Consider the following 25,004-nt stretch of genomic DNA (forward strand, 5'->3'; position numbering starts at 1 on the left):
TCCGGGGCCGGGTCCGGCCGGCCCCGGGACGTCTCGGTCAGGCGGCGAGCGGAACCTGCGCGCCGGTGGGCGCACCGTTGTACCGGTCGACGACCTTGTTCAGCTGGATCTGGTAGTACAGCGTGCCGAAGCCGAAGATGCCCAGCAGGAAGCCCATGCCACCACTGCAGGTCGGCTGCAGGCCGGCGGCCCGCTGAGCCTCGCGGATGTGCCCGCCGAGGCTGATCCACGTGATGAGCGGCCAGATGCCCAGCGTGATCGACCCGAACAGCAACGAGCAGATCGCCATCCCGGCGCTGATCTGACGGCGGCGGTCGAAGTTCGCCAGCTCGGCGTGGACCGAGTAGTACCAGACCAGGTTGTAGATGCCCAGGGTGATCAGCGGCAGGCCCAGCCAGACGCCGACCGGGTTGCGGCGCTTCATCTGGATGCCCATGAGGGCCGGCTGCCCGTGCTGCGCGGGCGCGACGCCGCCCTGCTGGGCGGGGACCATCTGCCCCTGGTACTGCTGCTGCGGCTGCTGGCCTTGGTACTGGGGCTGGCCCTGGTACTGCGGCTGCTGCCCCTGGTACTGCGGCTGGCCCTGATGCTGCGGTCCCCCTCCGGGGTACTGCTGGGGCTGGGGGTAGGGATTGCTCATTAAAGGGTTCTCCTGGGATAGGGGATCACGACCGTTCTCGGGGCGGTCGTAAGGGACATCTTTGATCGACGCGCTCGAAGGTGCCGAGGTTCCCGGTGATTCGTTATCGCGAGAAGTGAATCGTTATCTCGTCCTCGACGGGCGGGTCAAGTTCGTGCTCACGGCACCCGGTGGCGGCGAAACAGCGGATGCGCAGCCGTTCCGGCGTCACGTCGAGACGCAGGAAGCTCTTGAACAGCGGTGGGTGGTTCGAATCGGACATCGGTGAGAGGAATCGCTGGTAGATGCGCCGTACCGGAAGCCGCAGCCGGGACCGGCGGTGCGGGCGCGGCGGCACGCCGAGCAGCGACGCGACGATCCTGGTGCGCCAGGTCACCGCCGCCTCGGTCGCGCGGCGCGGCGACATCTCGAGCCGCTGGGCGATCACGGCCGCGGCCTGGTCCTCGGACACTTCGAAGAACCGCCGCAGCCGCAGCCGCCTGCCGTACAGCCGGCTGTAGAAGGCGAGGCAGTCGCCGCGCAGCGGATAGCAGCGGAACTCATCCTCGGTGACGCCGCCGACCCGCACCCGCGGGATGGTGTGGGTGGCGTGCATGAACGCGCCTCCGCCGCCCGAGACGATGTACTCGATGACGCGGTCGCCGACCCGCACCGGATAGTGCTGGTAGTTGTGGATGTCGCCGCCGATCGCGGCGACATAGTTGTTCGCCGGGTCACGGACGATGTCGTCCACGGTGCCGCCGCCCGCGATCGGGCAGGGGTGGTGGGCGTCGTCCACGTACAGCGGCTTGCCGGTGACGAGGATCTTCGGCCTGGGTCCCTGCGACACCCTGCGCAGCCAGGCGCCCTGGTCGGCGTCGATCCCGCCGAGGATGCCGGTGTCGATGCCGACGATGCGCAGCGGCCCGGCGTCCATCGCCCAGTACGGGCCCGGCTGCACCTCCTGCTGTTCCGGCGCCGACCGCATGGCCTGCCCCGCGGCGAGGAGCTTCTCGTCGGCGACGTCCGGCTCCTTCCAGAACAGCCGCCGCCACCAGGCGGCCGACAGCGCCTTCGGCCGTCCGTCCGGCGACAGCGGCGGCGCGCCGCAGAAGACGCGCATGAAGCCGCCCAGGCCGTCGTACCAGTCGTGGTTGCCCGGCACGGCGTAGATCGGCGCGTCGTAGCCCTGGTAGGGCCGGAAGAACTTCGCGGGGTACTCGTTCACGCTCCCCGTCGGATAGATCACGTCGCTGGCGATGATCGCGAAGCGCGTGCCCGCGCCGATCTTCTCGAAGCCGGGCACCACCGCGTACTGCGAGCCGTCGCCCTCACCGGTGTCGCCCAGGATCATGAACGAGAAGGAGTCGGGGTCGTCGCGCGGGATCGTGAACTCCGGGTCGGCGCCGCGTGCGACCTGCTCACCGACCCAGCGCACCCGCTCGTCGTCGGTGGGGTCGCCGAACCAGCGCGCCAGCACGTCGTTGCGCGCCCGCCAGAGCGTCCCCGGCCGCGTCCAGGACAGGCTCCGGGTGCCCGGCGGCAGCAGTGAGGTGTACGTTCCCGGCTCCCGGCACGTCCACCCGGCATCGGCTGCGGAGTCGCGGGAAGAGGGAGACACCGTGGCACCGTAACAGCGGTCGTCACTGTATGACCGGTGTTCGACACATTCCGGCCAGCTCGTCCGACCTTGTAGTAAAGGCTCGCGGGTCAGGGAATCGTCGGCGGCCCGTGCGAACCGGCGGGCGGCTGGCCGTACCCGTCCACCGACTCCGGTCCGCGACGGTCCGCGGGCTCCGGTTCGTACCGGCCCGCCGGCCGTGGTTCGTACGGCGCGTACTGGACACCGGGCCCGGGCTCGTAGCGGCCCTCGGGCTGCGGTTCGTACCGTTCGGCGGGCGGCGGCTCGTACTGGCCGCCGGGCGCGGGCTCGTGCCGTTCGGCGGGCGGCGGTTCGTACTGCGGGTACGGGCCGCCGGGGCCGGGCTCGTGCTGCTCCGCGGGCGGCTCGTACTGCCCGGTCTGCGGGAACCGCGGCCTGGCCTCGGGCGCCACGCTGAGCAGCGTCTCCGCGAACGCGGCGATCTGGTCGACCGGCATCCGGAAGGTGCCCTGACACACGCCGCCGTTCCAGAGGCTCAGCACGACGACGCCGGCGTCGGGGTGGCGGCTCAGCCGCAGCGCGCGGTCCGCTCCCCGGGAGTCGAAGAACACGTCGCCCTGCTTGGGCAACGGCGTGGCTGACATGGGGCCAAGTGTGTCCCTGTGGCCGACCGCCTGTCCAGACCGCCAATGGAGAGGATGATCTTTATCACCCGGCGGAGACGGCCCCGGTGAGCGCCGGCCGATCCGGAGGCGCGTCAGCCCACCGTGAAGGCCCGTGGGTCGTCGGTGGAGACGATCTCACGTCCCAGCGGCAGCAGCGACACCGGGATCAGCTTGAAGTTCGCCAGCCCGAGCGGGATTCCGATGATGGTGATGCACAGGGCGATCCCGGTGAGGACGTGGCCGATGGCCAGCCAGAGCCCGGCGACGAAGAACCAGATCACGTTGCCGATCGCGGACATCACCCCCGCGTCGCCGCGCCGCACCACCGTCTTGCCGAACGGCCACAGCGCGTACACCCCGATCCGGAAGGCGGCGATCCCGAACGGAATGGTGATGATGAGGATGCAGCAGATGATCCCGGCCAGGAAGTAGCCGAGCGCCAGCCACAACCCGGCGAAGATCAGCCAGATGACGTTCAGGATCGTCCGCATGTCCCCTGCTCTCCTCCTGACCAGTGTCGGTCATCCGGTGAGACGCACGATCACCGCCCCCGGTTCCCCGACCGCCGCTCGCCGCCTCAGTGGGTTCGCACGACGGTGGACACCTGCGCCGCGTCGTCGTCGGGGTCGCGGTCCGAGCCACCGCCGACCGCGGCGATCCGGCCCCGCGCGACGAGTTCACCGCGGGTCTCCGGCAGCACCCTGACGTCGAACCGCGCGGCCAGCGACCGGCCGGGTTCGAGCCGGCGCACGACGAGAGCGGCCTCCCGCGCGCCGGTGTACCCGTCGACGCCGGTGGGCAGCCAGGCGCCGGTCCGTACGGTGCCCGGCGGCAGGGCGCTGCGCACCGTGATCGGCCCGGGTGTGCCGGGGCCGTGGTTGGTCAGGCGGATCGAGTACGAGAACCGGCCGCCGGGCCGGACCGTCGGCGGCGCGGCGATGGACAACTCCAGGTCGACCGGGTGTTTCAGGCGTTCGCCCTGAGACGATCCGCTCGGCTCCGGCGTCCGGACGAGCCCCTCCACGGGCGTCCGGTCGGCGTCGCGCGGAGCGGCCTGGCTCGGGCCGCGGTCGTCGGTCGGGGCGCGGTACGTGCTCGGGCCGGACCGGCGGTACGGAGTCGGACCGCGGAGCGTCGTCCGGGCCGAGGGCGCCGGCATCGCCCGCGCGGGCCCGTACCGGGTGGGTGTGCGGGCGGGCGGGTGTTCCGGCGCGCGCCGGTCCGGGAACGCCGTCGGGACGCGGTGCCCGACGCGGGCCCACGGGACGTACCGGGCCGGCAGCCCTCCGGCGGGCTGCCCGTCCTGCCTGGACGCCAGGGCCGCCAGGACCGGCAGACCCACCGCGATGCCCGCCAGCGCGGCCAGCGCGTGCTTCGCAGTGATCGCCCCCGAATCACGGATCACATCGGGGAACGTACCGCCGTCCCCGTCTCGGACCGGTAAACCCCGCGTCAAGTGTCAGGCCGGATCGGCGATGACGTTGAGGGCGCCGGGCAGCACCCGGGCCGTCGCCGGGAGCGTGCCGAGCAGCTCACCGTCCGCTCCGTACGGAATCTCCCGATCTGCTTCGATCACCACCTCGCGGCCCCGCAGGACCTCGATCTCCGGGCGGCGCACGTGCGTGCCCTGCGGCAGCTCCCGCATGACGGCGAAGAACAGCCGTTTAGGCGCGTGCCGGATGATCACGACGTCGAGCAGCCCGTCGTCGACCGCCGCGTCGGGCGCGATGTGCAGGCCGTAGCCGTAGTAGCCGGAGTTCGCGACGACGACCGTGTAGCCGCGTTCCTCATGGAGCTCGCCGTCCACGGTGATCCGGTACGAGACCGGGCGCCAGGTGGCGATCGCGCGCAGCGGGCCGAGGTAGTACGCGAGCGGGCCGGGCAGCCGGGTCAGCCGGTTGATGTGGGCGTTGGCGACGGAGTCGACCCCGCCGTACACGCTGCCCGCGACGACGCGCTTCGCACCGTCCGGCGACGTCACCTCGATGGCGTCGATCCGCCGGGGCTCGGCCTCCAGCAGCAGTGCGGCGAGCCGGTCCGGTTCGTCGGGCAGGCCGAGCTGGCGCGCGAAGTCGTTGCCGCGGCCCGCGGGCAGGATGCCGAGGAGGCCGTCGGTGCCCGACAGCGCCCCGGCCAGCCCGCCGACCATGCCGTCACCGCCCGCGGCGATGACCGTGTGGCCCTTGTCCGCCGCCGTGCGCGCGAGCTCGGCCGCGTGCTCGAGGCTGCGGCTGTACTCCACCGTCATCTCCGCGCCGGCCTCGCGCAGCAGCCGCGCGACGGGGATGAGCCGGGCGGCCGCGTCCCCGCCCGCCGCAGGGTTCACCACGGCGGTGAACGATCGCATCCTCAGCACCCTTCTCCCGATACCCGCAGGCCCGGCAGCGTGCGGGCCCTCCGCCGGATCGTACGGGTCACGGGCGTTGTGTGGGGGCGGGAGGGACCAGTACGCCGGGGTTGAGGATGCCCGCCGGGTCGATCCGGTCCTTGACCGCCCGGAGCATCTCGACGCCGAGCGGCCCGATCTCGTCGACGAGCCGGTCGCGGTGGTCGGTGCCGACGCCGTGGTGATGGCTGATCGTGCCGCCCGCCTCGACGATCGCGTCGTTGACGGCGGCCTTGGCGCGCCCCCACCGGGCGAGCGGCTCGTCGCCCTGGGCGGTGACCACGGTGAAGTACAGCGAGGCGCCGTCGCGGTAGACGTGCGAGATGTGGCACATCACCAGGGAGGACGGGAGCTCGCGGGCGAGCGTCAGCTTCACCGTCTCCTGGAGCCGGGGCAGGTTCGACCAGAACCCGGCGGTCTCCAGGGTCTCGGCGAGGGCGCCCACGTCGAGCAGGGCGTCGCGGAGGTACGGCGCGGAGAACCGCCCGGCGGCCCAGCTCTCCCCCGGGCCGTCGCCCAGCGGCTCCCCGCCGTGCGCGCGCAGGACGGCGTGCGCGCCGGCGCGGCGCGCGGCCACTTCCTCCGCCGCGCCCTCGTACCCGCAGACGGCCAGGCAGCCGTCGCCGCTCGCCTCGCCGATCTCGTCGGGCCGGGCCAGGCCGATCGTCGTCTCGGTCTCGTCGGACAGGCGGAGCACGGTCGGCAGCGGCCCGTCCTGGGCGAGGGCCCGTACGGCGGCGGTGCCCTCCGCGAACGACGCGAACCGCCAGCCTTCGTACCGGCGGGCCTCCGGCAGCGGACGGACCCGCGCGGTCACGTCCGTGATGACGCCGAAGGCGCCCTCGGAGCCGAGCACGAGCTGGCGCAGGTCGGGGCCTGCCGCGGACTTGGGCGCCCGGCCGAGGGCCAGGGTGCCGCGCGGGGTCGCGACGGTGAGCCCGGCGACCATCTCGTCGAACCGGCCGTACCCGGCCGACGCCTGGCCGGACGACCGCGTCGCGGCGAACCCGCCGATGGTCGCCCACTCGTAGGACTGGGGGTAGTGGCCGAGCGTGTAGCCCCGCTCGGCGAGCAGCGCCTCGGCGCGCGGGGCGCGCAGACCGGCCTGCAGCGTCGCCGTGCGCGACTCGGTGTCGAGGGCGGTGAGCCGGTCGAGGCGGCGCAGGTCGAGCGCGATGACCCCGGCGAACGACTCTCCCTCCGCCGTGAGCCCACCGACGACCGACGTGCCGCCGCCGAAGGGAACGACCGCGATCCGCTCGCGCGAGCACCGTTCCAGGACCGCGAGGATCTCCTCGTGGTCGCCGGGGAGCACGACGGCGTCCGGGGCGTCGCGCGCGTCGCCCGCGCGGATGCGCAGTAGGTCCGGGGTGGACTTGCCGCGGGTGTGCCGGATCCGCGCCTCGTCGTCGGTCCGCACGTGGTCGGGGCCGACGATCTCTTCCAAAGCCCGTGCGCCGGCGCGCGGCGCGGGCGGCGCGATGTCCTTCAGGGGCACCGGCGGGACCGGGTCCGGCCGGACGCCGAGCAGCTCGCGCAGCAGCCCGACGACGGAGTCGGGCAGTCGCGTGGCCCGTTCCGGATCGCCCCAGCCGTTCCACAGCATCGCCGGCACGGCCTTCCCCTTCCTTCCGGACGTTCCCTGGATTTACACTGTGACAGATGACGTCCATTCGTCACAAGAAGGACGCGATGCTCGACGCCGCCCGCGACTGCGTCCTCGCGGTGGGGGTAACGCGCACGACGCTCACCGACGTGGCCCGCCGCGCCGGCGTGTCCCGCATGACGATCTACCGGCGCTGGCCGGACGTGCGCACGCTGGTCGCCGACCTCATGACCCGCGAATGGGCCGGGGTGGTCACCCCCGTCGCCCCGCCCACCGACGGCGGCCCGGTCCGCACCCGCGCGGTGGACGCCCTCGTCGCCGGGGTCGCGGCGCTCCGCGAGCACCCGCTGTTCCTCAAGATCCTCGAGGTGGACCCCGAGATCCTGCTGCCCTACCTCCTCCAGCGGCGCGGCACCAGCCAGGACGCCATGCTGCGCGCCTTCGAGAAGACCCTGCGCGCCGGTCACCGTGACGGGACCATCCGCGCCGACGACCCCACGCGACAGGCCCGCGCCGTCCTGCTCATCGTGCAGTCCTTCGCCATGTCCGGGCACATCGTCACCGACGGCGGCCCGGACCTGTCGCCGGAGGCGTTCGACGAGGAACTGCGCCAGATCCTCGAGAGGTACCTCGCCCCATGACACCCCCCGCCACGTCCTCCCTCAACGCCTCCCGCCGCGCCTCCGACCTCGCGACGCTCGCCGCCGGCGAGGTCGTCGACGTCCTGGTCGTCGGACTCGGCGCGACCGGTGCCGGAGCCGCTCTCGACGCCGCGTCGCGCGGCCTGTCCGTGGCCGCGATCGACGCGCACGACCTGGCCTTCGGCACGTCGCGCTGGAGTTCGAAGCTCGTGCACGGCGGCCTCCGCTACCTGGCCTCCGGGCAGGTCGGCGTGGCGCACGAGAGCGCCGTCGAACGCGGCGTGCTGATGGCGCACACCGCGCCGCACCTCGTACGGGCGCTGCCGTTCGTGCTGCCGCTCACGCCCCTGGTCTCCGGCTCCTCTGCCGCGGCGGCGATGGCCGGGATCCGGGCCGGCGACCTGCTCCGGCTGTCCGCGCGCACGCCCCGGGCGGTCCTCCCCCGGCCGCGCCGCCTGTCCGCGGTCGAGACGCTGCGTCTCGCGCCGGCGCTGCGCTCGTACGGGCTGCGCGGCGGGATCCTGTCCTGGGACGGCCAGCTCACCGACGACGCCCGCCTCGTCACCGCGATCGCGCGGACTGCCGCCGCGCACGGCGCGCGGATCATCACCCGCTGCCGGGCCCTGGCCCTGACCGGCGAGGGCGCGCACGTCCGGGACGAGCAGACCGGGGAGGAGCTGGTCATCCGGGCCCGCGCGGTGATCAACGCGACCGGGGTGTGGGCAGGCGGACTCGCCGAGGGCGTACGGCTGCGGCCCTCCCGCGGCACCCACCTCGTACTGCGGGCCGAGGCGCTCGGCGCGCCGCTGTCCGGACTCCACCTGCCGGTGCCCGGGGCGTCCGGGCGGTTCGCGCTCGTCCTGCCACAGGAGGACGGCCGGGTCTACGTCGGCCTCACCGACGAGCCCGCGGACGGCCCGATCCCGGACGTGCCGCAGCCGACCGAGGCCGAGATCGGGTTCCTGCTCGACCTCGTCGACTCGGCGCTGGAGGTGCCGGTGCGCCGCTCCGACGTCGCGGGCGCGTACGCCGGGCTGCGCCCGCTGCTCGACGGCCCCGGCGGCCGGACCGCCGACCTGTCGCGGCGGCACGCCGTGCTGAGGGGCGCGGACGGCGTCGTCACGATCGTCGGCGGCAAGCTCACCACGTACCGCCGGATGGCCGAGGACGCGCTGGACGCGGTGATCGAGGAGCGCGGCCTCACGGCCGGGCCCTGCCGTACGGCCCGCCTGCCGCTGATCGGCGCCGCGTCCGGTCCGGAGCTCGGCCGGCTGACCGCGCCGGCGCACCTGGTGCGGCGCTACGGCGCGGAGGCTCCCGACGTCGCCGCGCTCGCGGCGGCGGACCCCTCGCTGCTGGACCCCGTCGCGCCGGGCTCGGCCACCATCGGCGCCGAACTGGTGTGGGCGGTCCTGCACGAAGGCGCCCTTGATGAGTCGGACCTCCTCGACCGCCGCACCCGCATCGGCCTCATCGCCGAGGACCGGGAGGCCGCCCTCCCCGCCGCCCGGCGCGCCCTCGCGCATGCCCCGGCCGGCACCGGCTCTCGCTGAGCCCCGCACGGCGGCCCTTCAGGGGCCTGTCTCAAAGCCCCCGTCCGTAACGAGCGGTGTCCAGGTGGTGCCTCGCAAGGCGGAGGAGGGAGTCAGCCCGGTGTTGGCTGGCGACCGACGACAACGCGGCGAGGCGCCGCCTGGGCGCCGCTCGCTCACTGCGCCGGAGCGAGGTATTCGAGGTGGATGTGCGACCGTGACACCGGTGCCGCGACGGCCTCGCTGGAGACGGTGACGCGCGGCTCGTAGGCGGTGCCGAGACGGGCGCCGACGTCGCCCAGGTCCGCGCCCGGAACGTCGATGTGCACGGTGAGCCGGCCGGGTGGGCAGGGGTCGGAGGCCATCTCCACCCGCGTGCTCGCCAGCCGGTCGGCGGGGATCAGGGCGAAGATCTCCTGGAGGAGCGCGCCGACCTGGTGTGCGATCCCGCCGTCCGGGAGGTCCGTCCCGCCGCTCAAGGTGATCATGGGATAGGCGGTGCCCGGACCGTTGGCGCGTTCGACGGCTCGTACGATGCTCGAGCGGATGCCGCCGGGAGCGATCCGGACCGGTGGCCAGAGGTCGAGGACCGCGCTCCGGAAGTCCCTGATCGCCTCGTCCAGGCCGGCGATCGCCTGGTGGATCATGCGGACGGCCCCCTCCTCGTCCACGTGCTCCCGGATGTGACCCAGTGCGCCGTTCAGGTCGAGGCCGACCGCGAACAGACGGCGGATGAGCACGTCGACCCGCTCGTGCGACGGCTCGACGGGATCGTCGCCGGAGGCTCCGAGCGTCCGGCCCGTGAGCATGGGATCGACGAACGAAAGCCTGGGCTGATCGGATGCCGGGACGTTGCCGTACGGTCCCTCGGCGCGGCTCACACGCCTCCCCCCTTCGCGCGATCCGCTCCGGGGGCAGCGCCGCGCGGATCTGTCCAATAAATGGGGGATTGTGCTTTAAGTACTCGTACCCGGCGGACGGCCGGATGCACCTCTCCACCGCGGGGTAGGGCTTCAAGGAGAAAGGCCGCTGACGAGCGCGGGGTGGTTCATCGTGGGTTGGAGCCGTCAGGGAGTACGGCTGCCCTTCACCGACCGGGCGGAGGCCGGACGGTTGCTCGCCGAGCAGATCATGCCTCTACGGCTGGCCGATCCGCTCGTCCTCGCGCTGCCGCGCGGCGGCGTTCCTGTGGCCCGCGAGATCGCGCGCCGCCTGGACGCGCCGCTCGAGGTCCTGGTGACACGCAAGATCGGCTGTCCGAGCCAGCCGGAGCTGGGCGTCGGCGCTATCGCCGAGGGCGGGGATCCGGTCTTCGACGCCGACCTCATGCGCCGCGTCGGCCTGACCGAGCGGGACCTGGAGGAGACAGTACGGCGCGAGCGGGCCGAGCTGCTGCGCCGGATCGCGGCGTACCGGGGAGACCGGGCGCCGCCGCCCGTCAAGGGACGGGACGTCGTGGTCGTCGACGACGGGCTGGCCACCGGCGGGACGGCGCGTGCCGCGCTCGCGGCGGTCCGGGCGGGAGATCCGGCACGGCTCGTGCTCGCCGTCCCGGTCGGAGCGGCCCAGACGGTCAAGGCGCTGACCGGCGACGCGGACGAGATCGTCGTGCTGGCCGCCCCCTGGACCTTCCGCGCGGTGGGCCAGTGGTACGTCCATTTCGACCAGCTGTCCGACGAAGACGTGCAGAGGCTGCTTTGAAGATCCCGGCGGCGGGCGTGTCGCTCGAGGCGGACCTGACCGACGGCGAACGCGGTCTGGTGGTCTTCGCACATGGCAGCGGCAGCAGCCGCCGCAGCCCGCGCAACCGGCAGGTCGCCACCACGCTGAACACGGCGGGGTTCGGCACTCTGCTGTTCGATCTGCTCACGCCGGACGAGGAACTCGAAGACACCCGGACGGCCCGCCTGCGCTTCGACATTCCGCTGCTCGCACGACGACTTTCCGCCGTCGTGGGCTGGGCCGCGACCCGGCCGATGGGGCTGTTCGGGGCGAGTACGGGAGCGGCTGCGGCCCTGGTCACAGCGGCCGAGCGCCCGGACGACGTCGCGGCCGTGGTGTCCCGGGGCGGCCGCCCGGACCTCGCCGGCGAGGCGCTTGCGGTCGTACGTGCGCCTACACTATTGATCGTGGGCGGACGCGACCTGGAAGTGCTCTCGCTGAACGAGCGGGCGGCCTCGCGGATGCCGGCCGAAAAGGCGATCGTCGTGGTACCCGGTGCGGGCCACCTGTTCGCCGAGCCGGGCGCTCTCGAGGAGGTCGCCCGGCTCGCGGAAAACTGGTTCGCCCGCCATATGAGGGGGTGAAAATTCTGGATTGCCCGGCACGGTGGCCGGTCGGCCCACGTTCGGGGCCTGGTCGCGAAACCGCAGGTAGCGGGGGGACGCTACGCGGCGTTGGCGCGACGCATGCGACGGCGGCGCTCGGAAGCGCGCTCGTCTTCGTTAAGACCGCCCCAAGTGCCGTACTTCTCGGGCCGGGAGACGGCGTAGTCAAGGCAATCGGTGCGCACGGGGCAGCGCATGCACACGGCCTTGGCCTTACGCTCGCGGATCTCACGCTCCGGCTGACGCTCGCCGTCAGGGCCGAAGAACAGGATGAGGTCCTCCCCCCGGCACTCGGCAGCGTCCTGCCAGCCCCAGCTGGGACGGGGGAGGTTTGCCTGCCGACGTACCTGAGCCATAGAACTACCACCTCGTAGCTTGCTGGGTGAGCAAATTTCGGTCACGGGCGCCATATCAGTAAGAACGCGCGCAAAACCTTGCAACGTCTTGAAGGGCCGTGATGTTCCCTGAGAGCCGCCGTGTCCGCGTGGGAACGACGAATAGGGCCTCAGCGAGGCTACACGAGGGCTGCCCCGTTGAGAAGGGCCACCTCCCTTTTAACATACGTGGCGAGGTTCTCCGAACATCCCGAGCCGCACGCGCCGGGGTCCACGCGCTCGACCCGGACGCGGTATCGCTCCAGGCCGGCGCGCACGACGGCGGTGTCGGCGATCATGGACTCCACTGACACGTCCGCCACCGCGACGATCCCGGTGTGCGCGCGAACGAAGTGCTCGGCGGCCTGCACGGGCTCGGGCAGGCCCGCCCGGCCGCGGTAGCGGTCGAGCGTCACCTCGCCGCGATGGTACGCCCGCGCGGCGTCCACGGCGCGCCGTTCGTCCAGGTCCCCGTAGTACAGGCCGTGCGGGAGACAGACGAGGTTGGCGGCGTAGCGGTCACCTCCGACGTGTGTCGTTTCCCACACCTGATCGCCGAAGCGCTCGCCGAGGGCGCGGGCCAGCGGCGCGCCGGTGCGGGCACAGCAGGCGTTCCGCCGCCCGTGGGCGCAGACCAGCAGCAGCGGATCGGCGACCGGTGAGCCGAACCCCGGCGCACGCCCCGCGGCCACGGACGCCAGGTCCAGGCCCGCCAGCTCCGCCGGATCGGCCAGCTCCCGCCCCTCCAGCCACGGCGTCACGGGCCGGCCGTCCGGGGCGGTGTCGCCGGAGAACCCGGTGTACACCCACAGCGGAGGCGTCGCCCGACGCCGACCGGGAACCCGGATGAACTGGGCGCGCACCCCATGCCGCTCGGCCCGCGCCAGCGCCTCGGCGATCGGATCGGGCAGGTCGGTGTCCTCGATCCGTTCGGCCCAGGGGCCCGGGTGCTCGACGAGCAGCCACGAGCGCGCCTTCGTCGTGGCGCTGGCCAGGCACGGGCGCTCCCCGGCGTGGCTTCCGGGGCAATGGGTGCAGCGGCGATCCGCCAAGGAGTCCCCCGTCGATCGGATGGCGTCGGGGATCGGCCGGCGCCGATCCGATTAGGTAACCCTAACCTAACCCTTCCTCGCCGGATCTAACGTCCCCGCAAGACAATGAGCCCTGGTGACGCGACGGTGACGGTGCGGTGAACCGACGACGCGAACCCGGCCGAGCCCGGGGATACCCGCGAGAACGCGGCCCCGGGCGTCGTACAGTGGCCTCCCGTGCGCCGCCACCGGACACGCCCTGGGTCGCCGGATCGACGCGGGCGGAGCACGATCCCGCGTGGTAGGCCCCCCTGTTGAGGACGATGGTGACGAAAGTCTCGATGCACGCTCCCGCACTCGTCGCGGGAGCGGCGCTGCTGCTCGTCGCGGCCGGTGACCTGGCGCGTCCTGCGGCGCAGGCGCGGTCCACGCCCGCGATCGAGGCGGGGATGACGGGCTGCGGTACGGGCCGCCCCGCGCTGCGGGAGGGCCCGCAGGCGCTGCCGTTGCGCAACGACGACGCCACCACGGCCGGCGTCACCCTCATCGACCCCACGACGGGCGCCGTCTACGCCGAGGTCGAGGGCCTGGGGCCGAGGACCACCCGCACGCTACGGATCACACTCGGCCCGGGCGCGTACGCCTTCCGCTGCGCCGAGGACGGCCCCGCCGCCCCCGTCACCGGCCCCGTGACCCGGATCACCGGCTCCGGACGCGGCACCCCCGGGATCGTCCCCGTCTCCGACAACGACCTCTACGCGCCCACGCGCTCGTACCAGGCGTACGTCACCGCGGGCCTCGACCGCCTGGTGGAGCGCACCGACGCTCTCCGCTCGGCCGTCGACGACGGCGACCTCGACGCGGCGCGCGCCGCCTGGACCCCCGCGCACCTGGCCTACGAACGCCTCGGGGCGGCGTACGGCACCTTCGGCGACTTCGACGGCCAGATCAACGGCCGCCCCGAGGGACTGCCCGGAGGAGTACACGATCCCGGCTTCACCGGATTCCACCGCGTGGAGTACGGCCTGTGGCACGGCGAGTCCGCCTCTTCGCTGGCCCGTGTCACCGACCGTCTTGCCCGGGACGTCCGCGCCCTGCGGTCCGACTTCCCGAACCAGCGCATCGACCCGGGCGACCTGCCCCTGCGAGCGCACGAGATCCTGGAGAACACCCTGCAGTTCCAGCTCACCGGCGAGGCCGACCAGGGCAGCGGCACCACGCTGCGCACGGCCGAGGCCAACCTCGAAGGCACCCGGGAGCTGGTGAACGTGCTCCGCCCGCTGCTGCGCCCGCGTTACCCGGGCCTGGCCGAGGTCGATGCCTGGATGGACCGGATGGCCGCCCTGCTGAAGGGACGGTCGTCCGTCGACCGGCTCTCGCAGGCCGACCGCGAGCGCCTGAACGGCACGGCGAGTGAACTCCTCGAACGGCTCGCCTCGGTCGCCACGATCGGCGCCCCGCGGCGGAGCTCCCAGGGAAGCGGGGGATGATGACCGACCGTCGATCCTTCCTGCGCGGCGCGCTGGCCGCCGGTGTGGCCGGGGCCGTGGCCGGTCCGTCCGCCGCCGGCGCAGCGCTGCCCGATGGAGCCGCCGAGACGGCGACGCGGTCCTTCTATGGGGCGCACCAGGCGGGCATCGTCGAACGGCCGCGGCGGCGGACCATCGTCGTGTCCTTCGACGCCATCGCTTCCGGCCGGAGTGAGCTGACCGAGCTGTTCCGGACGCTGACCGACCGCGCCCGCGCGCTGACCGGCGGAGGAGCGCCGGGCGACACCGGCATCTCCGCGCCACCCGCCGACTCCGGCGTGCTCGGGCCCGACGTGCCCGGGGCCGGGCTGCTGCTGACGGTCGGCGTCGGCGCGTCGCTGTTCGACGACCGGTACGGCCTGGCGGGCCGCAGGCCGCCCGGCCTGACGGCGATGCCCACGTTCCCCAATGACGCGCTCGAGTCGGCGTGGTGCCACGGCGACCTCAGCCTGCAGCTGTCCGCCGACGACGAGGACACGATCGTGCACGCGCTGCGCGACGTCGCCCGGCACACGCGCGGCGCCATGCAGGTGCGGTGGCGGATGAACGGCTTCGCCAGCCCGCCCCGACCCAGCGGCACCCCGCGCAACCTCATGGGCTTCAAGGACGGCATCGCCAATCCCGACCCCGCGGACGCGCGGGAGATGAGCAGCCTGGTCTGGGCGGCCCCGGGCACCACCGGGAAGGGCCGGAGCGCGCCGGAGCCCGCCTGGACCGCCGGCGGCTCGTACCTCGTGATCCGGCTCATCCGGATGCTCGTGGAGTTCTGGGATCGCGTCGGGCTCGCCGAGCAGGAGCAGATGTTCGGCCGCAGCCGCGACACCGGAGCGCCCCTCGACGGGAACCATGAGCTGGACGAGCCGCACTACACCGACGACCCGATCGGCAAGGTCATCCCGCTGACGAGCCACATCCGGCTGGCGAACCCCCGGACGCTGCAGAGCGCCGAGAGCCGGATCCTGCGCCGCGGCTTCAACTACGACCGGGGCGTGGACGCGGTCGGCGACCTCGACATGGGGCTGATCTTCACCTGCTACCAGCAGGACATCGCCCGGCAGTTCGCGGTGGTCCAGGAGAGGCTCAAGGACGAGCCGCTCACCGACTACATCCGGCCGTTCGGCGGCGGCTACTTCTTCGCGCTGCCCGGCGTCCGGGACTCCACGGACTTCTTCGCCCGCGCCCTCCTGGGCTGACCTCGTGCGGGGCATGAAGCCTGAAGAGGGCGAATCACTCTGTTCCAGGGACAAAGGCCCCCGGGATCGGATAAAGATCAGTTAAAGATTTTTGACGAAGCCATGGTGACCTGTTCACATCCTCGTCACCAAACGTCAGCGTGATCGTCGACGCGACTCGATGGGATCCCGGCTGGACCGGGACTCCGCTGGAGGACCGGCGTTTCACAACTTCAGGAGGCAACACGATGGGTCCCGGAAAGTGGAAGGGCCGCCGGACGGCGTTGATCGCCGGCTCGGTGGCCGCGGCCGGAGCGCTCGCGCTCGCCACGGCGCCGAGCTGGGCGAGCGGCGACAAGCATCAGGGCGTCTCGCTGACCGCGGCCGAGGCGTCCACCGTCCGCACGGCCACGCCGATCAAGCACGTCGTCGTGCTGTTCGACGAGAACATCTCGTTCGACCACTACTTCGGCACTTACCCGAAGGCCGCCAACACCGACGGCACGAAGTTCACCGCCGCGCGGCACACGCCCCGGGTCGACGGGCTGACGAAGAAGCTGCTCACGCAGAACCCGAACCAGTACAACCCGAAGCGCCTCACCCCGAAGCAGGCGATGACCTGTGACCAGGACCACGGGTACGCGTCGGAGCAGAAGGCCGTCAACGGCGGCGCGATGGACAAGTTCGTCCAGAACACCGAGAAGGACAAGTGCACCGGCCAGCCGGTGCTGTTCGGTGAGCCGGGCCTGGTCATGGACTACTACGACGGCAACACCGTCACCGGGCTGTGGAACTACGCGCAGCACTACGCGATGAGCGACAACTCCTGGGACACCGTCTTCGGACCGTCCACCCCGGGTGCGCTCAACCTCATCTCCGGCCAGACCCACGGCGGCTACGCCGTCGACCCGGTGAACCACAACAAGGTCAGCGACTCCTACGTCGTGCAGTCCCCCGACAAGAACGGCGTCGGCACGGTCATCAACGACCCGGACCCGGCGTACGACGACTGCTCCGGCAACAACCACACGTCCAAGAACAACCTGGCCGTGATGACCGGGCAGAACGTCGGCGACCTGCTCAACAAGAAGAAGGTCACCTGGGGTTGGTTCCAGGGCGGCTTCCGGCCCACCGGTAAGACCAACGGGTACGCCGTCTGCGGCGCGTCGCACCAGAACGTCGGCGGCAACACCGCCACCGACTACAGCCCGCACCACGAGCCGTTCCAGTACTACAAGTCGACGGCGAACGAGAAGCACCTGCCGCCGACCTCCGTCGCGGCGATCGGCCAGACCGACCAGGCCAACCACCAGTACGACCTGAGCGACTTCGACTCGGCGCTCGCGGCGCACAACCTGCCCGCGGTCAGCTTCCTGAAGGCGGCCGAGTACCAGGACGGCCACGCGGCCTACTCCGACCCGCTCGACGAGCAGCAGTTCATCGCGGGCACGATCAACAAGCTGCAGAAGTCGCCGGAATGGAAGTCCACGGCCGTCGTCATCGCCTACGACGACTCCGACGGCTGGTACGACCACAAGGCTCCGAAGATCCTCAACGGGTCGACGGACTCCGCGACGGACACGGCGCTGTGCGGCAAGGCCAAGGTGGCCGGCGGCTACCAGGACCGCTGCGGTCCCAGCCAGCGTCTCCCGCTCCTCGTCATCTCGCCGTACTCGAAGGTCAACCACGTTGACCACAGCTACACCGAGCAGACGTCGGTGCTGAAGTTCATCGAGGACAACTGGGGCACCGGCCGGATCGGCGACTCGTCGTTCGACCAGCGGGCCGGCGGCCTGTGGGGCATGTTCAACTTCTGGCACCCGCGTGCCGGCAAGCTGATCCTCGACCCGAAGACCGGCGCTCCGGTCTCCGGCTGATCCATCTTCACCATCCTTTTCCCGGAAGCCCCCGCCTCGGCGGGGGCTTCCCCCGTACGGGCGCCGGTTCGGCTCCTCCCGGGACGCACCATCCGCCCGTCCTGCGACGCGACTCGAGCGTCCCACCCCGCGGCTCATGGCGTGGCGTCCTCGCGAGCGCCCCGGCGGCGTCCTAACGTGACGCTGTGATCGCGATGGAATCTGTCCCCGCATGGTGCCTGGTCAACGGCGAGTGGACGGAGCGCGAGGACCCGGTGATGGCGGCGTGCGACCCGCAGGGCGGTGACGTGTACGCCGCGATGGCCGCGCTCGGCTTCGAAGCGTGGTGCCGGATCGGCGACGAGGAGTTCGCCACGACCCCGGTCACGCTGGCGGTCTACTCCCGTGAGAAGCCCCCGCTGCAGTTCCTGCTGCAGCTCGAGGGCAACGCCGGGAACGTCGTCGAGCACGTCTTCGCCGAGAGCCTGCCGGACGCCATGAACCTCCTGGCCGCCTGGGCGCCGGTGGCGCAGGCCGGCGCCCTCGTCGAACTCGCCCGGCGACTGACCGCGGACGGCGGCGAGGACTCCCCCGCGCTGCGGCGTACGGCCCCGCCCCAGCCGTTCACGACCGGGGCGACCCCCTCGACCGCGATGGACCGCATCGGTACCTAGAGCGACCGAGGCCCTTTGGGCACACCGTCGTCGATCTCGGCGGGCGCGTTGATCGTGACGCGGTGCATCTTGCGGCGCTGGGTGTAGTCGGCGACCGCGTAGTGCTGAGTGGGCCGGTTGTCCCAGAACGCGAGTGTGCCGACCCGCCACTTGAGCCGGACCTGGAACTCCGGCGAGCGGACCGCGTCCTGGAGGAGCGGGAGCAGCGCCTCGTTCTCGCGGTCGTCGAGGCCGACCAGGCGGGTCGTCGAGCTGCGGTTGACGAACAGCGCCTTGCGCCCGGTCTCCGGGTGGACGCGTACGACCGGGTGCCGTACGGGCGGCCACTTGCGCTGCATCTCGGCCAGGTCCAGCTGGTGGCCCTTGGTGATGGCCTTGGACACCGACATCGTGAGGTCGTGCTCGGCCTCGAGTTCGTCGCACAGCCGCTGGATCGACGTGGGCAGTGACTCGTAGGCGAGGTACATGTTGGCCCAGTTGGTGTCGCCGCCGACGTCCGGCAGGATCACCGCGCGCAGCAACGACCCCATCGGGGGCACCTTCATGAAGGTGTTGTCGCTGTGCCAGGAGTCCCCGCCCTCGCCCTTGGGATCCTTCTGGTCGAGGATGTGGATCGCGCTCGCCGACGTCTTCATCGGCGGCTCGTTCAGCGTGCCGAACCGCTCGGCGAACGCCAGGTGCTGCTCGTCGCTGATCTCCTGATCGCGGAAGAACAGGACCAGGTAATCGAGCAGGCCCCGGCGGATCTCCGCGACCTCCTCGTCCGACGGTGGTTTGCGCAGGTCCAGCCCTGTCACCTCGGCGCCGATGTGCCGTGTTACGGGATGAAATTCGATCATGCCGGGAGCCTCCGTCGGTGAACCCCGCTCTAGACAAGCAATCGCTAGGTTGCCACTTTTCCGCACGTCTGACCACCCCTCGGCGCGATGGCGTGCCCGACGTCACGTCGGAGACAGGTCGAGCGGCCGCGAACGGCGGCGTGGATCAGCGCCCGGAGGCGGCGTGGACCAGCCTGCGGAGGCGTCGTGGATCAGCGCCCAGAGGCGGTATGGGATCAGCGCCCGTAGGCGGCGTGGATCAGCCCGCGGAGGCGTCGTCCTCCAGACGGGCGCGCGAGGTGAACTCCCCCGGCCAGAGCTTGTCGATCTCGGCGTTCAGGGCGGCGCCGATCAGGACGGCGAGCGCGGTGACGTACAGCCAGGCAAGTACGGCGATGGCCGCCCCCAGCGACCCGTACACCGACACCGCCGACGTGGAGCCGTCCAGGTAGAGCCGGAGGACCAGGCTGCCGAGCGCCCAGATGGCCAGGGCGGTGACCCCGCCCGGGACCTCGCGCCACCACGCCGTCCGCACCGGAACGCTGAGGTGGTAGAGCAACGCGAGGAAGATGACGGCGACGATGATGAGGATCGGCCAGTAAAGAATGCGCACGACCGCGGCGCCGGCCGGGACCCAGTGCAGCACCAGCGTCGGCCCGGCGACCAGGACGGGAATGATGATGAGGCCGACGCCGAGCCCGGCGAGGTAGAGGAAGAACGCGCGCAGGCGGGTCCGGATCACGCCGCGGACGCCCGACAGGCCGTGCGCGATGGTGATCGTGTCGACGTAGACGTTGAGCGCCCGGGATCCGGCCCACAGGGAGATCAGGAAGCTCAGCGAGACGATCCCGACCTTGCCGCCGCGCAGGACCTCGTCGAGGAGGGGTTCGACCACGGACTTCACGGTCTTCGCGGTGAGCACCGTCTCCGCACGGTCCAGCACCCACTTACGGGTCTCGGCGATCGTCGCGGCGCCCAGGACGTTCCGGAAGTGGCCGATCATGCCGATCAGCCCGAGGGCCAGGGGCGGCAGCGACAGGAGCGTGAAGAACGCCGCCTCCGCGGCCAGGCCGGTCACCCGGTAGCGGAACGCCGACACGGCGGTGCCCCGGAGGATCTGCCAGAGGGCCGCGCGCGCACGGGAGACGACGGACGCCTCGGCAACGCCGGTCCGAGCGTCGGAGGCGGTGGTCATGACGATCTACAGTAGGGGCTTACGCACCCAGAGTGGTGCATGAGGCTCATCTCGCCGAACACCTCCGGCCGGCCGCCCGGCCCCGGGGGGAACCGGAATCCCCATCCCTGACGGGGAAGCGAAGGCTCTCCGATCAGATGACCCCATTCGCGCGACGGACGCATCGACAAGTTGTGACGATCCTCACATGTCAGGCGAACTGCCCTGGCAGCCGCCCGTTCCCGGGCGGTCCGGCGAACGCCTGTGCGACGTCCAGCCATTCCTCGGCGACCGGGCCGACGACCGTGAGGTCCGCGTCGTCCCGGTGCCGTCGCTGCGTGACGACCAGGCAGAAGTCCAGCGCCGACCCCTGGACGAGGTCGTCGGCGCCCTCCGGGCCTGCGACCCAGCGGGCCCCGCTCGGAAGGTTGAGTTCCACGCGTACCGGCGTCTCCGGGACCGGCCTGCCATGGACGGCGAAGCTCCACGGCAGCGTCCGCACGCCGATCTGGGCGATATGGCGGAGCCGGTCGGTGGGCGCGTGGCCGGCGCCGACGGCGTCGGCCACGTCCTGTCCGTGCGCCCAGGTCTCCATCAGGCGGGCGGTGGTGAACGAGGCCGCCCCCATGTCAGGTCCGTACCAGGGGATCCGCGCCTTCGGCTCCAGGCCCGCCAGGGCCTCGACCATCCGGCCGCGGGCCGTCCGGAACCAGCCCAGGACCTCCTCGCCGGGCATGGAGCGCCGCTCGGTGATGATCTGGTCCGTGTCGAAGCCCTCCGCGACCAGCGTGCGGACCTCCTCGCGGAAGGCGCCGGGGTCGGTCACGGCGCGTACGGCCGCCTCGTCGAACCACGCCAGGTGGATGACCTGGTCGCGTACGGTCCATCCCTCGGCGGGGGTGGGCAGGTCCCACGCCTCGGGCTTCAGGAGTCGCTCGAGGTCGCCCGTCTCCTCGCGCAGATCGGTGAGCAGTTCGTCCATCGCAACGGCCACGGGCCACAGCGTACAGAACCGGGTTCGGCCATCGCCGAGCGAGCCGACGAGCGAGCGGAGTGGCCGGTGAGGAACGATCCGGCCGCGAAGCGAGTGAGGAGGCGAGAGCGGTCGTAAGCGCGTACGCGATGACAACAGGCACAATGAAGGGGTGATCTGCCAAGCGTGTCGCGAGCGGCGGCACGACGAGTGCCGGGGCGGCTCGTGGTGCGAGTGCCAGCACCTGCCGCCCGAGCCCGCCGAGGAGCGGTCCGCGTCCGGCGACGGCACCGAACCGGACGTCAACTGGCTGCGGCAGGGCTAGAGCCTGGACGAGTCCGCGCCGCGGCGGGAGATCGGCATGCCCGAGCGGGCCAATGTGACGTTCGTCCGCATTCCGGACAGAGTTGGACAGTCATCGAACCACATGTCATCATCGGTGTATGGCTGCTGCGAATCCGTTGCTGGTGATGCGCCGGCACGTTGACTACCTCCGTGTGGGCAGCGCCATCTGTCGTTGACGCCTGATCACCGCCACTGCCTCATGGGCGCGCGGTATGCCGGTGTCACCCCTATAGCTCAGCGTTGAGCCAGCAGTGCGACCTGCCGGCGTGCTACGTGTCCCCCATCACCACGGAGGACGCGCACGATGCCACCCCGTCTGCAGCGGAAACGAGGCGAGGGCCAATGGGCCCTGGGCTATCGCGAACCGCTCAACAAGAACGAAGAGAACAAGAAGAACGACGACGGGCTGAACGTCCGCCGTCGCATCATCGACATCTACGCCAAGGCCGGCTTCGACTCGATCGACCCCGCTGATCTGCGGGGCCGGTTCCGCTGGTACGGCCTGTACACCCAGCGCCGGCCCGGCATCGACGGCGGCAAGACGGCGGTCCTCGAGCCCGAAGAGCTCGACGACCGCTACTTCATGCTGCGCGTCCGGATCGACGGCGGCCGGCTGAACCTCGACCAGCTGCGCACGATCGCCGACGTCTCCTCGAAGTACGCCCGCGGCACCGCGGACATCACCGACCGACAGAACATTCAGCTGCACTGGATCGAGATCGAGAGCGTCCCGGCCATCTGGGAGGCCCTGGAGTCGGTCGGGCTGGACACCACCGAGGCCTGCGGCGACACGCCCCGGGTCATCCTCGGCTGCCCGCTCGCCGGGATCGACGCCGACGAGGTCATCGACGCGACGCCGCAGATCCGCGAGATCAACGACCGGTACATCGGCAGCCCGGAGTTCTCCAACCTGCCGCGGAAGTTCAAGTCGGCGCTGTCCGGCTGCACGGCGCAGTGCACCGTCCACGAGATCAACGACATCGCGTTCGTCGGCGTGGTGAACGACAAGGGCGAGGTCGGATACGACATCTGGGCGGGCGGCGGGCTGTCCACCAACCCGATGTTCGCCAAGCGGCTCGGGGCGTTCATCCGGCCGGAGCAGGCCCACGAGGTCTGGGCGGGCATCGCCGGCATCTTCCGCGACTACGGCTACCGGCGGCTCCGGCACCGCGCCCGGCTGAAGTTCCTGATGAACGACTGGGGCCCGGAGCGGTTCCGCGAGGTCCTGGAGAAGGAGTACCTCGGGTACGCCCTGGCGGACGGGCCGGCCCCCGGCGCGCCCCGGGACCAGCGCCGCGACCACGTCGGCATCCACCGGCAGCGCGACGGCCGCTACTACGTCGGCTTCGCGCCGAAGGTCGGCCGCGTCGACGGCGACCTGCTGCACGTCATCGCGGATCTGGCCGAGGAGTACGGCTCCGGCCAGGTGCGCACGACGACCGAGCAGAAGATGGTCATCCTGGACGTCCCGGAGGACCGCACCGAGGCGCTGGCCGCCGAGCTGGAGGCGCACGACCTACGGGTCCGCCCGTCGACGTTCCGCCGTCAGACGATGGCCTGCACCGGCATCGAGTTCTGCAAGCTCGCCATCGTCGAGACCAAGCAGCGCGGCATGGACCTGATCGAGGAGCTGGAGCAGCGCCTGCCGGACTTCGACGAGCCGCTGACGATCAACATCAACGGCTGCCCGAACTCCTGCGCGCGCATCCAGACCGCCGACATCGGCCTGAAGGGCCAGCTGGTCACCGACGCGAGCGGCGCCCAGGTCGAGGGCTACCAGGTGCACCTGGGCGGCTCGATCGGCGGGGAGTTCGGCAAGAAGATCCGTGGGCTGAAGACGACCGCGGAGGAGTTGCCCGACTACGTGGAGAGGGTGCTGCGCAGGTTCCAGGAGGGCAGGCACGACGGCGAGTCCTTCGCCGCGTGGGTGCAGCGTGCGGAGGAAGGTGACCTGAAGTGACCGAGCGAGCCGTCCCCTTCTACTGCCCCTACTGCGGAGACGAGGACCTGGAGCCGTACGAGAGCGATGGCGGCTGGCACTGCCGGGCCTGCACCCGGGCGTTCCGGCTGCGGTTCGTCGGCCTCGGTGCGCTCAGCACCACCGGCGCTCCTGGACGGGAGGGCTCGGCATGACTCTCCTGTACGAGCGCGCGCCTGCGGCGCTCGACCTGACCGACATCGTCGAATCGGCCGCCGACGCGCTGGAGGAGGCCTCCGCCGAGGAGATCATCCGCTGGGCGATCGCGACCTTCGGCGACCGGATCTGCGTCACGTCGTCCATGAAGGACGCCGTGCTGGTCGACATCGCCTCGAAGGTCCGCCCCGGCATCGACGTGCTGTTCGTCGACACCGGCTACCACTTCGCCGAGACGATCGGCACGCGGGACGCCGTCGAGGCCGTCTACCCGGTCAACGTGGTCAACGTCACCCCCTCCCGGACCGTCGCCGAACAGGAGCGCGACCTCGGGCCCCGGCTGTACGGGCGGAACCCGGATCTGTGCTGCCACCTGCGCAAGGTCGAGCCGCTGAACCGCGCGCTCGAGCCGTACCTCGCGTGGATCACGGGCATCCGGCGTGAGGAGACCTCACACCGGCGCGGCTCGCGCGTGGTCGAGTGGAACGCCGCGCGCGGGAAGGTCAAGGTCAACCCCCTCGCCCGCTGGACCCAGGCCCAGCTCCACGACTACATCGAGGAGCACGGCATCCTGGTGAACCCGCTGCAGTACGACGGGTACCCGTCGATCGGCTGCGAGCCCTGCACCAAGCAGGTCGCGCCCGGCGAGGACCCGCGCAGCGGACGCTGGGCCGGCACCGGAAAGACCGAATGCGGCATCAACCTCTGAGCACCTTCGCGATCCCTCTGGTCGCGGTGGCCCACGGGAGCCGGGATCCGCGTGCGGCGGCGACGATCGAGGAACTTCTCGATCTTGTTCGCCGTTCATCGGGGGTGCGGGTCGTGACCTCGTATCTCGACCACGCTCCCCCGGCCCCGGGGCAGGCGCTCGGTGGTCTCGTCGGAGAGGGGGCCGACGAGGCCGTCGTGCTCCCTCTGCTGCTCACCGCCGCGTATCACAGCAAGACCGATATCCCGGGGGCGCTTCGCGACATCCGCAGCGCCCACCCCCGGCTGACTCTGCACTATGGGGCGACGCTGGGCCCGCATCCGCTGATGACGACGGCCCTGGAGCGGCGGCTCGCCGAGGTCGGCGTCCGCCCCGACCCGGACACCGCTCTGGTGCTCGCCGCCGCCGGTTCCAGCGATCCGGCGGCGAACGCGACGATCGGCCGGCTGGCGCGCGCCTGGCGCGGCTGGCACTCCGTCGTCCCCGCGTACGCCTCCGCGGCCCGTCCCGCCCCTGCCGAGGCCGTACGTATGCTGTACGACGCGGGCGCGCCGCGAGTCGCGGTGGCGTCCTACTTCCTGGCCCCGGGCTACTTCGCGGACAAGGTCCGTGAGGAGTCCCTGGAGACCGGAGCGGTGGCGGTCTCACCCGTGCTGGGCGCCGCGCCGGAGGTGGCGGAGATCACGTCGCAGCGCTATCGCGAGAGCCTGACGCGTGGCGAGCGCGTAGCGGCGGCGGGCTGACGCCTTCCCGGCGCTCCGGCGCCGTCCGGCGAGCCTCCCGCCGGGCCCGTGGTCACCCATCGTGACGGGGCCCGGAATACCCTGTGTCACGCG

Annotated in this window: 26 protein-coding genes; 13 read left to right on the forward strand and 13 right to left on the reverse strand. The window is 71.8% G+C overall.

The genetic code is table 11. The annotated features are described in order from the left end of the window. Positions 1 to 37: 37 nt before the first annotated feature. The 7 genes from ACQP2O_RS37645 to ACQP2O_RS37675 all read right to left on the reverse strand — a co-directional run bounded on the left by ACQP2O_RS37645 (position 38) and on the right by ACQP2O_RS37675 (position 6,879). Positions 38 to 640 (reverse strand): DUF4234 domain-containing protein, encoded by a 603-nt coding sequence (locus ACQP2O_RS37645; protein WP_433173655.1) that lies wholly within the window; start codon positions 638 to 640, stop codon positions 38 to 40. A gap of 103 nt (positions 641 to 743) precedes the next feature. Then, positions 744 to 2,240: a metallophosphoesterase family protein gene (locus tag ACQP2O_RS37650; protein ID WP_433173657.1), complete on the reverse strand. Its 1,497-nt coding sequence runs from the start codon at positions 2,238 to 2,240 to the stop codon at positions 744 to 746. Positions 2,241 to 2,329: 89 nt separating this feature from the next. Beyond that, positions 2,330 to 2,866: a hypothetical protein gene (locus ACQP2O_RS37655; protein WP_433173659.1), complete on the reverse strand. Its 537-nt coding sequence runs from the start codon at positions 2,864 to 2,866 to the stop codon at positions 2,330 to 2,332. A gap of 113 nt (positions 2,867 to 2,979) precedes the next feature. Further along, positions 2,980 to 3,378: a YccF domain-containing protein gene (locus tag ACQP2O_RS37660; RefSeq protein ID WP_433173661.1), complete on the reverse strand. Its 399-nt coding sequence runs from the start codon at positions 3,376 to 3,378 to the stop codon at positions 2,980 to 2,982. Positions 3,379 to 3,464: 86 nt separating this feature from the next. Continuing rightward, positions 3,465 to 4,292 carry a hypothetical protein gene (locus ACQP2O_RS37665; RefSeq protein WP_433173663.1) on the reverse strand — a complete coding sequence of 276 codons (828 nt, stop codon included), beginning with the start codon at positions 4,290 to 4,292 and terminating at the stop codon, positions 3,465 to 3,467. Positions 4,293 to 4,346: 54 nt separating this feature from the next. Then, on the reverse strand, positions 4,347 to 5,234 hold the full coding sequence (locus ACQP2O_RS37670) for a diacylglycerol/lipid kinase family protein (RefSeq protein WP_433173665.1): 888 nt from the start codon (positions 5,232 to 5,234) through the stop codon (positions 4,347 to 4,349). 67 nt (positions 5,235 to 5,301) lie between these two features. Beyond that, a complete protein-coding gene (locus ACQP2O_RS37675; protein ID WP_433191279.1) occupies positions 5,302 to 6,879 on the reverse strand; it encodes an FAD-binding oxidoreductase in 1,578 nt (525 codons plus the stop codon). Positions 6,880 to 6,935: 56 nt separating this feature from the next. On the opposite strand from ACQP2O_RS37675, the gene ACQP2O_RS37680 reads away from it, so the two are divergent. Next, positions 6,936 to 7,520 (forward strand): TetR/AcrR family transcriptional regulator, encoded by a 585-nt coding sequence (locus ACQP2O_RS37680; RefSeq protein WP_433173666.1) that lies wholly within the window; start codon positions 6,936 to 6,938, stop codon positions 7,518 to 7,520. After that, a complete protein-coding gene (locus ACQP2O_RS37685; RefSeq protein ID WP_433173668.1) occupies positions 7,517 to 9,073 on the forward strand; it encodes a glycerol-3-phosphate dehydrogenase/oxidase in 1,557 nt (518 codons plus the stop codon). Before ACQP2O_RS37680 ends, ACQP2O_RS37685 begins: the two co-directional genes overlap by 4 nt. 155 nt (positions 9,074 to 9,228) lie before the next feature. On the opposite strand, the gene ACQP2O_RS37690 is transcribed toward ACQP2O_RS37685, so the two are convergent. Next, entirely contained in the window at positions 9,229 to 9,933 is a 705-nt protein-coding gene (locus ACQP2O_RS37690) for a hypothetical protein (protein ID WP_433173670.1), read from the reverse strand. Positions 9,934 to 10,105: 172 nt separating this feature from the next. On the opposite strand from ACQP2O_RS37690, the gene ACQP2O_RS37695 reads away from it, so the two are divergent. Next, positions 10,106 to 10,753 carry a phosphoribosyltransferase gene (locus ACQP2O_RS37695; protein ID WP_433173672.1) on the forward strand — a complete coding sequence of 216 codons (648 nt, stop codon included), beginning with the start codon at positions 10,106 to 10,108 and terminating at the stop codon, positions 10,751 to 10,753. Beyond that, the gene (locus tag ACQP2O_RS37700) at positions 10,750 to 11,358 is read left to right on the forward strand and encodes a dienelactone hydrolase family protein (protein WP_433173674.1); all 609 of its coding nucleotides are present in this window, start codon (positions 10,750 to 10,752) and stop codon (positions 11,356 to 11,358) included. Before ACQP2O_RS37695 ends, ACQP2O_RS37700 begins: the two co-directional genes overlap by 4 nt. Before the next feature lie 80 nt (positions 11,359 to 11,438). On the opposite strand, the gene ACQP2O_RS37705 is transcribed toward ACQP2O_RS37700, so the two are convergent. Both ACQP2O_RS37705 and ACQP2O_RS37710 read right to left on the reverse strand, forming a co-directional pair. Next, positions 11,439 to 11,735 carry a WhiB family transcriptional regulator gene (locus ACQP2O_RS37705; protein WP_345433207.1) on the reverse strand — a complete coding sequence of 99 codons (297 nt, stop codon included), beginning with the start codon at positions 11,733 to 11,735 and terminating at the stop codon, positions 11,439 to 11,441. A gap of 158 nt (positions 11,736 to 11,893) precedes the next feature. Further along, a complete protein-coding gene (locus ACQP2O_RS37710) occupies positions 11,894 to 12,805 on the reverse strand; it encodes a sucrase ferredoxin (RefSeq protein WP_433173676.1) in 912 nt (303 codons plus the stop codon). Positions 12,806 to 13,107: 302 nt separating this feature from the next. On the opposite strand from ACQP2O_RS37710, the gene ACQP2O_RS37715 reads away from it, so the two are divergent. The 4 genes from ACQP2O_RS37715 (at position 13,108) to ACQP2O_RS37730 (ending at position 18,015) form a co-directional block, all read left to right on the forward strand. Next, complete coding sequence (locus ACQP2O_RS37715; RefSeq protein WP_433173678.1) at positions 13,108 to 14,274, forward strand: EfeM/EfeO family lipoprotein; 1,167 nt, start codon at positions 13,108 to 13,110, stop codon at positions 14,272 to 14,274. Next, positions 14,274 to 15,506 (forward strand): iron uptake transporter deferrochelatase/peroxidase subunit, encoded by a 1,233-nt coding sequence (efeB, locus tag ACQP2O_RS37720; protein WP_433173680.1) that lies wholly within the window; start codon positions 14,274 to 14,276, stop codon positions 15,504 to 15,506. Before ACQP2O_RS37715 ends, efeB begins: the two co-directional genes overlap by 1 nt. 227 nt (positions 15,507 to 15,733) lie before the next feature. Continuing rightward, complete coding sequence (locus tag ACQP2O_RS37725) at positions 15,734 to 17,362, forward strand: phospholipase C (protein WP_433173682.1); 1,629 nt, start codon at positions 15,734 to 15,736, stop codon at positions 17,360 to 17,362. Positions 17,363 to 17,556: 194 nt separating this feature from the next. Further along, complete coding sequence (locus tag ACQP2O_RS37730; protein WP_433173684.1) at positions 17,557 to 18,015, forward strand: hypothetical protein; 459 nt, start codon at positions 17,557 to 17,559, stop codon at positions 18,013 to 18,015. On the opposite strand, the gene ACQP2O_RS37735 is transcribed toward ACQP2O_RS37730, so the two are convergent. From ACQP2O_RS37735 to ACQP2O_RS37745, 3 genes are all read right to left on the reverse strand, one after another. Further along, the gene (locus ACQP2O_RS37735; RefSeq protein WP_433173686.1) at positions 18,012 to 18,854 is read right to left on the reverse strand and encodes a TauD/TfdA dioxygenase family protein; all 843 of its coding nucleotides are present in this window, start codon (positions 18,852 to 18,854) and stop codon (positions 18,012 to 18,014) included. The genes ACQP2O_RS37730 and ACQP2O_RS37735 overlap by 4 nt on opposite strands. Positions 18,855 to 19,092: 238 nt before the next feature. After that, entirely contained in the window at positions 19,093 to 20,028 is a 936-nt protein-coding gene (locus tag ACQP2O_RS37740) for a YihY/virulence factor BrkB family protein (RefSeq protein ID WP_433173688.1), read from the reverse strand. Positions 20,029 to 20,218: 190 nt separating this feature from the next. Further along, complete coding sequence (locus ACQP2O_RS37745) at positions 20,219 to 21,001, reverse strand: TIGR03084 family metal-binding protein (RefSeq protein WP_433173690.1); 783 nt, start codon at positions 20,999 to 21,001, stop codon at positions 20,219 to 20,221. 151 nt (positions 21,002 to 21,152) lie between these two features. Here ACQP2O_RS37745 and ACQP2O_RS37750 point away from each other — a divergent pair, with 151 nt between their 5' ends. The 5 genes from ACQP2O_RS37750 (at position 21,153) to ACQP2O_RS37770 (ending at position 24,911) form a co-directional block, all read left to right on the forward strand. Continuing rightward, positions 21,153 to 21,305, forward strand: coding sequence for a hypothetical protein (locus ACQP2O_RS37750; RefSeq protein WP_433173691.1), 153 nt, complete (start codon positions 21,153 to 21,155; stop codon positions 21,303 to 21,305). A 324-nt stretch (positions 21,306 to 21,629) separates the two neighbouring features. Then, on the forward strand, positions 21,630 to 23,285 hold the full coding sequence (locus ACQP2O_RS37755) for a nitrite/sulfite reductase (RefSeq protein ID WP_433173694.1): 1,656 nt from the start codon (positions 21,630 to 21,632) through the stop codon (positions 23,283 to 23,285). After that, positions 23,282 to 23,458: an Insertion element protein gene (locus tag ACQP2O_RS37760; protein ID WP_433173696.1), complete on the forward strand. Its 177-nt coding sequence runs from the start codon at positions 23,282 to 23,284 to the stop codon at positions 23,456 to 23,458. Before ACQP2O_RS37755 ends, ACQP2O_RS37760 begins: the two co-directional genes overlap by 4 nt. Then, positions 23,455 to 24,168 (forward strand): phosphoadenylyl-sulfate reductase, encoded by a 714-nt coding sequence (locus ACQP2O_RS37765; RefSeq protein ID WP_360895326.1) that lies wholly within the window; start codon positions 23,455 to 23,457, stop codon positions 24,166 to 24,168. Before ACQP2O_RS37760 ends, ACQP2O_RS37765 begins: the two co-directional genes overlap by 4 nt. Continuing rightward, positions 24,150 to 24,911, forward strand: a complete 762-nt coding sequence (locus ACQP2O_RS37770; RefSeq protein ID WP_433173699.1) for a sirohydrochlorin chelatase — start codon at positions 24,150 to 24,152, stop codon at positions 24,909 to 24,911. The genes ACQP2O_RS37765 and ACQP2O_RS37770 overlap by 19 nt, the downstream gene beginning before the upstream one ends. The last annotated feature ends 93 nt before the right edge of the window (positions 24,912 to 25,004 follow it).

Origin of the sequence: Actinoallomurus sp. CA-150999, assembly GCF_050942425.1 — a bacterium.
Classification (GTDB): domain Bacteria; phylum Actinomycetota; class Actinomycetes; order Streptosporangiales; family Streptosporangiaceae; genus Actinoallomurus.